A 9,212-nucleotide genomic window follows, 5' to 3' on the forward strand; every position below is an offset into this window, starting at 1 on the left:
CGGCTGGCTCGCGCGTCTCGAGGCCGGCGGCACCGAGGGCATGGCGCGCGCCGCGAACGTGCTCGCAGCCGTGCGCTATGTGCGCGACCTCACGCAGTCTCTCGGCTTGGGCCCTGCCCGCGCCGCGACCGAGTTCGACCTCTGGCTCGCCTCGTCGAAGATCGCGCCCGCCTCGCTCGCGGGCGCCGACGGCGGCCAGGGCGCGGGCACGGTGCGCATCATGACGATCCATGCATCGAAGGGCCTCGAGTTTCCCGTCACCGCGGTGGCCGAGTGCTGGAACGACCCCCGTGACTCTTCGGGCATCGCTGTGCTCGGAAAGGACCCCGCCGGCCTCGTCCTCAAGCCCTCAGGCCTCCCCGACGCCGAGGCAAAGAAGCTGTCCTCGGCTTTGGGCGCCATCGACGCCGAGGAGGCGCTCGCCGACCTCGAGGACGGCCGGGCGCTCCCGCTCTCCGCGGCCTTCGTCGCCTGCGGCCAGCGCGACTCGATCGAGGCCGCGCAAGAGAAGTCGCGCCTGCTCTACGTCGCGATGACGCGCGCCCGCGAGGCGCTCGTGCTCGGCGTCTCCGCACCCTGCGGCAAGGCGGGGGTCTCGTCGACGATGGCCTCCGACGCGCTCTTTGCGCTCTTCGGGACGCGCGAGCCTCCGGCGCCGGGCGTGGGCTCCGTCGACTTCGGGGGGACCTCGCCCGCCCGCGTGCGGTGCGTTGAGGTCCAGACCGATGGCAAAGGAGAGGAGAAGGGCTGCATAGCCGACTCCGGCGGATCGCTTCCGGGCTTCGACGGCCCGGTGCCGCTCGACCCCGCCGCCATCGTCGCCACGGGCACCCAGGCTGCTCAGGCCGGGTCCCCTGAGCGCGGGTTCGACCTCTACGACATCGCGTCCGCGGCCCCTGGGCGCATTGGCACCTGGCGCGCCCGCGAGGGGGTCTACAGTTACAGCTCAGTCCACGCCGCGATTGCTGCCGGGGAGGGCGAGCCCGCACCCGCGCCGTCGCGTGCCGAGCGCGAGGCCGCCGAGGACGGCGCGCCCACGGGTGCCGACGCGGACCGCGCGACGAACCTCGGCTCCGCCTTCCACGAGCTCGCTCAGGCCATGGCCGAAAGCGGCCGCGAGCCCAATGATGCCCAGGTGGACGCCATGGCCCGCAGGTGGAACCTCTCGGCCCGCGCACGGGCCCGGCTCGAGCGCGCCCTTGCGCGCTGGGAGGGATCCTCGATCCGCTCCGAGGCGCTCCGCCACACGCTCGTGCTGCCCGAGCAGCCTTTCTTCGTCCTTGCCCCCTCGGAGCACGGCGACTACCTCGAGGGCGCGATCGACCTTCTCTGCACGGATCCGGGGAGCAAAGAGGCGCTGGTCGTCGACTACAAGACGGGCGACGCCGGCCTCTCGGTCGGTGAGGCCCGCGCGCGGCATGCGGTGCAGGCCGAGTTCTATGCCGGCGTCCTTACGGGCCAAGGCTACTCCCGCGTCGAGTGCGCCTTCGTCTGCGTCGAGCGCGAGGACCCCGCAGACCCCGCCGAGCCCCTCGTCCTGCGCTACCGCTTCGGCGAGGGCGCGGAGTAGGTCGCCTCGTCGGCCGTCGCGCGGGGCCGGTGTCGGGTTGTTCCCGGCGCAGTTCCGCATGAGCCCGAGGCCACTTAATGTGGCCTCGGTGCGAAGAGGACTGTCCGAGCACGGGGACAACGCCGACGCCGGCCCCGCGCGACGGCCGACGAGGCTCTTGGCGAGCTCATTGCGATGCGATTGCGCTGGGGCGCCCCAGCGCGGTTACACTAGGTACGGAAAACTCTCGACTACAAGGAACCCGTCACATGGCCTTCGTCCACCTGCACAACCACTCCGACTTCAGCATCCTCGACGCCGCCACCCGCATCCCGGACATGGTCAAGCGCGCCGTCGACCTGCACATGCCGGCCATCGCGCTCACCGACCACGGCTATATGTTCGGCGTGCCCGACTTCGACCTCGAGTGCCGCAAGTACAACGACGCCCAGAACGACATGAAACAGTGGAAGCACGATGTGGAGTGCTTTAAGAAGGACTGGGAGCTCGAGGAACCGGAGCCCGACGCCGACGACGCCGGACCGCACGACCGCGTGCACGCCCAGTGGGCCTCCGACGTCGAGGTCTGGGAGTCCTCGGGGCATGATCTCTCGGCTGTCGAGGCCAACCGGCCCGAGCTCCTCATCAAGCCGATCTTCGGCTGCGAGGCATACTTCATCACCGACGACTGCATCGAGAAGGGCACCAAGCAGCACCGCTACCACCTGCTGCTCCTGGCGAAGAACGAGACCGGCTACGTCAACCTCATGAAGATGATGAGCGAGGCCGGCTCGGGCGACATGTTCTACTACTACCCGCGCACCACGCTCGACATGCTGCGCCGCTACCACGAGGGCATCATCTGCAGCTCCGCCTGCGTGTCCGGCATCATCCCGCGCATGTACTTCTCGGGCCAGCCCGACAAGGCCAAGGAGTGGGCGCTCACCTACAAGGAGATCTTCGGCGACGACTTCTACCTCGAGGTGCAGGACCACGGCCTGGAGGACCCCTCCTGGGGCGGGTTCAACGACCGCACGCTCTCCGAGCAGATCATCCGGCTGGGCCATGAGCTGGGCATCAAGGTCATCGCCACGAACGACAACCACTACCTCACCCGCGAGGACGCGCCCACCCAGGACATCCTCAGCTGCATCGGCACCGCGTCCAAGGTCGACGACGTCAACCGCAAGCGCATGACCGGCACCGAGTTCTACGTGAAGAGTGAGGAGGAGATGCGCGAGCTCTTCTCGTGGGCGCCGGAGGTCATCGACAACACCCTCGAGGTGGCGGCCAAGTGCGACTACGAGCTCGACTGGACGCACATGTACCTGCCCAAGTTCCCTGGCCTTCGCGAGGGCGAGACCTCCGAGGAGCGCTTCCGCGAGGAGTGCGAGAAGGGCCTGGCCGTCCGTTACGGCGAGGACTGGAAAAACGTCGAGATCGGCGGCTGGAACGTCCTCGACCGCCTGAACCACGAGTACAACATCATCTGCACCAAGGGCTTCGCCGACTACTTCCTCATCGTCCAGGAGTACGTCCAGTGGGCTAAGCGCAACGGCATCGGCGTCGGCCCGGGGCGTGGCTCGGCTGCGGGCGCCCTCGTCGCCTATGCCATGGACATCACCACTTTCGACCCGCTCTCCAACGGCCTGATGTTCGAGAGGTTCCTCTCGCCCCAGCGTACCGAGATGCCCGATATCGATATGGACTTCGATGATGAGCGGCGCCTCGAGGTCGTCCAGCACGTCCGCGAGGTCTACGGCCCCGAGCGCGTCTGCCACGTCATCACCTACTCGACCATCAAGGCCAAGCAGGCCATCAACGACGCCTGCCGCGTGCTCGGCTACCCCGTCTGGCAGGGCCAGAAGCTCTCGAAGATGATCTCGGGCGACCCGAAGGCCAAGCTCAAGTTCGTCCTCAACAAGACCGAGGGCAAGGAGGACATGTACTCCCCGGACTTCGAGGAGGCCTACAAGAAGGACGAGGACGCCCGCCGCATCATCGACTCCGCGCTCTCCATCGAGGGCCTGCACCGCGGCGAGGGCGTCCACGCCTGCGCCGTCCTCATCGCCCCGACGCCCGTCAACGACCACGTCCCGACCAAGGTTGACACCAAGGGCGGCGTCGAGATCACGCAGTACGAGGGCCACTCGGTCGCGGACATGGGCCTGCTCAAGATGGACTTCCTGGGCCTGCGAACGCTCACCGTCATCTCGAAGGCGCTCGCCAACATCCGCGCCGCCTACCCGAACCCCGAGGACATCGACCGCATGCCCGACGTGGTCAAGCAGACCATCAAGCCGGGCGCCACCTGCGTGGACATCAACGTCGACAAGATCCCCTTCGATGACCCGAAGATCTATGAGCTCATGGGCAAGGGCCACACCGCGGGCGTGTTCCAGATCGAGTCCGCGGGCATGACGGCGACCATCAAGGGCATGCAGCCCAAGGAGTACCGCCAGGTGGTCGCTCTGATCGCCCTGTACCGCCCGGGCCCCCTGGGCGCCGGCATGGTCACGAGCTACATCAACCGCATGAACGGCAAGGAGCCCGTCGCCTTCTACGACGACCGCCTCTCCGACATCCTGGACGAGACCTACGGCACCATGGTCTACCAGGAGCAGGTCATGCAGATCAGCATGAAGATGTCGAACTTCACCCCCGGCGAGTCGGACTCGCGCATCCGCAAGCCGGTGGCGAAGAAGAAGATCAAGATGCTGACCGACCAGATCTTCCACTGGGAGGGCAACGGCGCCGACGAGACCATCTACGACCACTGGATCAACGGCGCCGTCGAGAACGGCTACAAGAAGGAGGTCGCCCAGCGCATCTGGGACGACGTCCTCGAGTTCGCGTCCTACGCGTTCAACAAGTCGCACTCCGCGGGCTACGCCATCCTCGTCATGCAGACCGCCTGGCTCAAGGCCTACTTCCCCAAGGAGTACATGGCCTCGGTCCTCACGTCCTACATGGGCAAGACCGAGAAGATCGTCCACTACGTCACCGCCTACCGCCGCGAGGGCGTGGCCATCCTGCCCCCGGACATCAACGAGAGCGGCCGCGACTTCACGGCGACCCCCGACGGCGTCCGCTTCGGCTTCGCCGGCATCCGCGGCGTGGGCGAGGCCGTGGGCGAGGCCATCATGGCCGAGCGCGACCGCGCGGGGGAGTTCCGCGACATCTTCGACTTCGTGAACCGCATGGACTCCGGCTCCGCGAACCGCCGCGTGGTCGAGGCGCTCATCTGCTCGGGCGCCTTCGACTCCACCGGATACACCCGCATGCAGCTCATGCGCCTTGTCGACAAGAACAACCCGGACAACATCATCGACGCCGCGACGCGCAAGCAGAAGATCCGCGCGACGGGGCAGGTCTCGATGTTCGATATGTTCGCGGGCGTCGAGGGCGCAGGCTTCGAGGAGACGAACCCCGAGCCCGACGGCGTGGAGTGGGACCGCTCGGTCAAGCTCTCGCGAGAGCACGAGGTCCTCGGCCTCTACGTCTCGGACCACCCGCTGCGCCCGTACGCCTACGCCCTGGCGAAGGCGCGCGACTACAGCCTCTCGGACATCGAGGTCTCGACCGAGGTCACCGACTCGGCGGGCGGCGTCCACGAGCAGTTCAAGGTGCCCGAGGGCAAGGTGCTGCGCTTCGCGGGCATGGTCTCGGCCATCCAAAAGAAGACCACCAAGAACGGCGACCCCATGGCCATCGTCACCTTGGAGGACATGGAGGGCGAGGTCACGCTCGTCATCTTCCCCAAGCTCTACAAGAAGTGCGCGGCCACCCTCGCGGGCGAGGTCGACCCCGAGACCGGCGAGGCCGCGGGCGACGTCTTCGTCAAGGTCTCCGGCAAGCTCGAGCGCAGCGACCGCGGCAACCAGGTCATCTGCATGGAGGTCGAGCCGCTCGTACTGAACGACCGCACGAACCGCCCCAAGGTCCTCGAGATCAACATGCCCGCGAGCAGCCTGACGCGCTCGCGCATGGACGACCTCGGGAGGATCCTCGCCGCCTACCCCGGCCTCGACCACGTGGAGGTTCGCGTGGAGTCGGTCTCGGGCGACGTCATGCGCATGGAGCTGCCCTGCACCGTCGACGCGCGCAACATGGTCCTTCTCGCCGAGGTGACCGACGCCATCGGCAGGGCCGGCAAGGTCCTCGTCGCGTAGCCCCAAGCCCACTGGAGGTTTTGTCTATGAAGATCGCAATCGCACAGGTGCCCTCCGCAAACGGCGACCTCGCCCTCGCTCGCCGCCGCATCGCGTCGTGCTGCGAGCGCGCCGCCGAGGCGGGGGCGGGGCTCGTCGTGTTCCCCTCGACCGTCGTCGCGCCCGCCGTGCCCGTCCCGATGCCGGACCGCGAGGGGATGCTCGTGGACACGGCACAGCTCGTCTCGTCGCTCGCCGAGGGCCTCGCATGTCCGGCCATCGTGCCGATGCCGCTCGCCTCGGCCGACGACCCCGTCATGGAGGCCGTCTTCCTCGATGGGGAGAGCGTGGTGCCCCTGCGCCTTCTCGGCACGCTCAGGCAGATCGCCTCGGACGATCCGGACGGGGAGGAGGCCCTCTCGCTGCCGCAGCTCGAGGTCGGCGGACTCACGCTCGGCGTCGCCTTCACCTACGAGGACCTCGATGAGTACGTCGACTACGACTACCACGTGGACGCCGTGCTCTTCCTCACGACCTACGGCTTCGCCATCGACGACGCGGCGAGCGCCCTGGGCGCGTCGCTCTCCGAGTCCCGCTTCCGGGCGGACGCCGACGCCATGGGCGCCTGGGTCGTCGGCGTGGGAGGTGTCGGGTGCTGCGATGCGGAGGTCTTCCCCGGCTCGAGCTTCGCCGTGGCCCCGTGGGGAGAGCTCGCCTGCCAGGCCCCCTCGTTCGAGGAGGCGCTCGTCTTCGCGGACATACAGAAGGGGGCCGAGGGGCCGCTGGCCGCCACCTCACCGGCCCAGGTCTTCGATCCCGCCATCCTCGCCTGGGAGGCTGCCGCCGAGGGCACGCGCGCGCTGTGCCGCTCCCTCGGCAAGACCACGGCGCGGATCGTCGTCGACGGCGGCATGCCCTCGATGCTCGCCTGCGCCGTCGCCACCGACGCGCTCGGCCCGACGAACGTGCTGCCGACGGTCCTGACGTGGGGAGACGGGCGCGACGACGCCTCCCGCGAGCTCGTGCGCAACCTGCGCCTCGAAGCCGACGAGCTCGATGCCGCGGGGCTCGACGCCGCTGGAAACGATGAGCTCGCGCGCGATCTCGCCTGGGCGCGCGTCGCCGCGCGCGCCCGCAAGGACGGCTCGGCGGTGCTCTCGGCCGCGGACAAGACCGCGCTCGCCTTGGGCTCGGCCCATGCCAGGGACCTTGGGTGCGTCTTGCCCTTCGGCGACCTGTACCGCTCCGACGTCCTCGCGCTCTCGCGGCTTCGCAACACCGTCTCTCCCGTGGTCCCCGCCGCCGCCCGCGCGAGCTGGCCGCTCGAGGACATCGCCTCTCTCGCGGGCGGCTCCTCCGCCGAGAAGCGCCTCGAGCAGCTCGACTTCGTGATCTCGAGCTTCATCGAGTGGGAGACCCCGCTCACCGACATCGTCGCCGCCTGCGAGAACGAGGAGCTCGCCTGCGCCGTCGTCGCGACGGTGCGCTCGTCCGTCTCCGCGCTCCCCGGCAGGCTCCTCGCGCCCACGCTCTCCTCGAAGACGCTCGACGAGGCGCGCGGCGCCCTGGGCCTGGCGTGGCGCGACCATGTGCGGCCTAAGGAGGAGCGCGTCGACCGCGAGGCCGTCGCGGCGGAGATCGCCGGCGCGTTCGGCCTCGAGGCGGACCAAGCGGGCGGCGACGCGCCCGAGGCTCCGCAGGAGGCGCTCGACATCCTCGGCATGATCGGGGCTCAGGACGTGCCCGGCGACCATGGGGGGCAGCGGCACGACGGGGGCAAGCCGGGCGACCCCGGGCTCTTCTGGGGATCGCCCTTCTCCGAGAACTGAGCCGCCTCGGCATGCTCGTCTGAGCTTGCTGACTTCGTTCCTCTTCCCATGGCTGCGTATGCTAATATAGAACGAGCGTTCTTGTAGGAAGGCCCGCGCTACGGGAGGGAGGCGGCTATGGTGATCCTGGGCATCGACCCGGGGCTTGCCCACACGGGATGGGGCATCGTCGAGACTCGCGGCGCCGTGTGCCGCGCACGCGCCTACGGCTGCGTCGAGACCCGCGCGCATGAGGCGATCGATTCCAGGCTCGGGCGCATATACGACGAGGTCAAAGCTGTGATCGACCGCTTCGGACCCACCGAGCTCGCCATCGAGAACGTCTACTTCGGCGAGAACGTCAAGTCAGCCGTCGCCACGGCGCAGGCGCGCGGCGTCGCCATCGTCGCGTGCGCCAAGGCGGGGCTGAGCGTGGGCGAGTACACCCCCATGCAGATCAAGCAGGCGGTGGTCGGCACCGGCGCGGCGGACAAGCACCAGGTCATGTACATGGTGCGCAACGTCCTCGCGCTCGACCACGAGCCGCACCCCGACCACGCCGCCGACGCGCTCGCGGCGGCCGTGTGCCACGCGAACCTCACGCGGACCAGGAACCTCGGACAGGCAAGGAGTCTCCAGCAATGATCGTCCAGCTCACAGGCACGCTCGTGGAGGTGCTGCCGTCGCGCGTCGTCATCGACGTTGGCGGGGTCGGCTACGAGCTTGGGGTCTCTTCGACCACCGCGGCCGCCCTGCCCCCTGCAGGGGAGGCGGGGGTGACCGTCCTCACCCGCATGATCGTCCGCGAGGACGCAATGGAGCTCTACGGCTTCGCCACGCGCGAGGAGCGGGCGCTGTTCGACCAGCTCCGCGCGATCTCGGGCGTCGGCCCGAAGCTCGCCCTGGCGGTCCTTTCCACCTTCACCGCGGCGCAGCTCGCGACCGTCGTTGCCACCGAGGACGCCGCGCGCATGGCGCAGGTTCCCGGGGTGGGAAAGAAGAAAGCCTCGCGCCTGCTCGTCGAGCTCTCCGACGTGTTCTCTAAGAACGCTGAGCTCAGGGGCCTCGTCGGCCTCGCCGCGACCGGCCCTGGCCAGATCCCGCTCGCAGGCTCGCCCAAGCCTTCCGCCCCTTCCGTCGACGCCGAAGCTACCGAGGCCCTTCTCTCCATGGGCTTCACGCCCCAGGAGGCCGAGCTCGCGCTCGAGGGTCGTGAGGCGGCAGGCATCACCACGGTCGAGAAGGCCCTCACCTTCGCCCTTAAGCGCTTAGGGAGCGGTCGCTGATGTGGGAAGCTGCCGACGACGACCTCTTTGCCACGAACGCCCCCGGGGTCTCCTCGGGGCCCCGCGCAGTCACCGGCGAACTCACGGGCGACGACCTCGACCAGGATCGGAGCCTGCGGCCGCGCACCCTCGACGACTACATCGGCCAGGAGCGCGTGCGCTCGAACCTGCGGGTGCTCATCGAGGCCGCGAAGGGCCGCAACGAGCCGCTCGACCACGTGATCTTCTCGGGTCCCCCGGGCCTGGGCAAGACCACGCTCGCGGGCATCGTCGCCAACGAGATGGGCGCCAAGCTCCACACGACCTCCGGCCCCGCAATCGAGCGCGCCGGCGACCTCGCCGCGATCCTCACGAACCTGGAGGAGGGCGACGTCCTGTTCGTCGACGAGATCCACCGCCTGAACCATCAGATCGAGGA

Annotated in this window: 6 protein-coding genes; all 6 read left to right on the forward strand. The window is 68.9% G+C overall.

Annotated elements, in window-relative coordinates; genetic code table 11:
• Positions 1-1,570 (forward strand): PD-(D/E)XK nuclease family protein (locus tag ACT84W_RS06490; protein ID WP_444328617.1); only part of this gene is annotated, 1,570 nt, incomplete at its 5' end.
• Positions 1,571-1,818: 248 nt separating this feature from the next.
• On the forward strand, positions 1,819-5,721 hold the full coding sequence (gene dnaE, locus ACT84W_RS06495; RefSeq protein WP_417575443.1) for a DNA polymerase III subunit alpha: 3,903 nt from the start codon (positions 1,819-1,821) through the stop codon (positions 5,719-5,721).
• Between the two features lie 26 nt (positions 5,722-5,747).
• Entirely contained in the window at positions 5,748-7,529 is a 1,782-nt protein-coding gene (locus ACT84W_RS06500; RefSeq protein WP_444328618.1) for a nitrilase-related carbon-nitrogen hydrolase, read from the forward strand.
• Between the two features lie 117 nt (positions 7,530-7,646).
• A complete protein-coding gene (gene ruvC / locus ACT84W_RS06505) occupies positions 7,647-8,153 on the forward strand; it encodes a crossover junction endodeoxyribonuclease RuvC (RefSeq protein ID WP_432290415.1) in 507 nt (168 codons plus the stop codon).
• Positions 8,150-8,794 carry a Holliday junction branch migration protein RuvA gene (ruvA, locus tag ACT84W_RS06510; RefSeq protein WP_417575440.1) on the forward strand — a complete coding sequence of 215 codons (645 nt, stop codon included), beginning with the start codon at positions 8,150-8,152 and terminating at the stop codon, positions 8,792-8,794. The genes ruvC and ruvA overlap by 4 nt, the downstream gene beginning before the upstream one ends.
• Positions 8,794-9,212: AAA family ATPase (locus ACT84W_RS06515; protein ID WP_444328619.1), on the forward strand; the 419-nt coding region annotated here is incomplete at its 3' end. The genes ruvA and ACT84W_RS06515, both read left to right, overlap by 1 nt.

This window comes from Paratractidigestivibacter sp., assembly GCF_052362415.1.
Classification (GTDB): domain Bacteria; phylum Actinomycetota; class Coriobacteriia; order Coriobacteriales; family Atopobiaceae; genus Paratractidigestivibacter.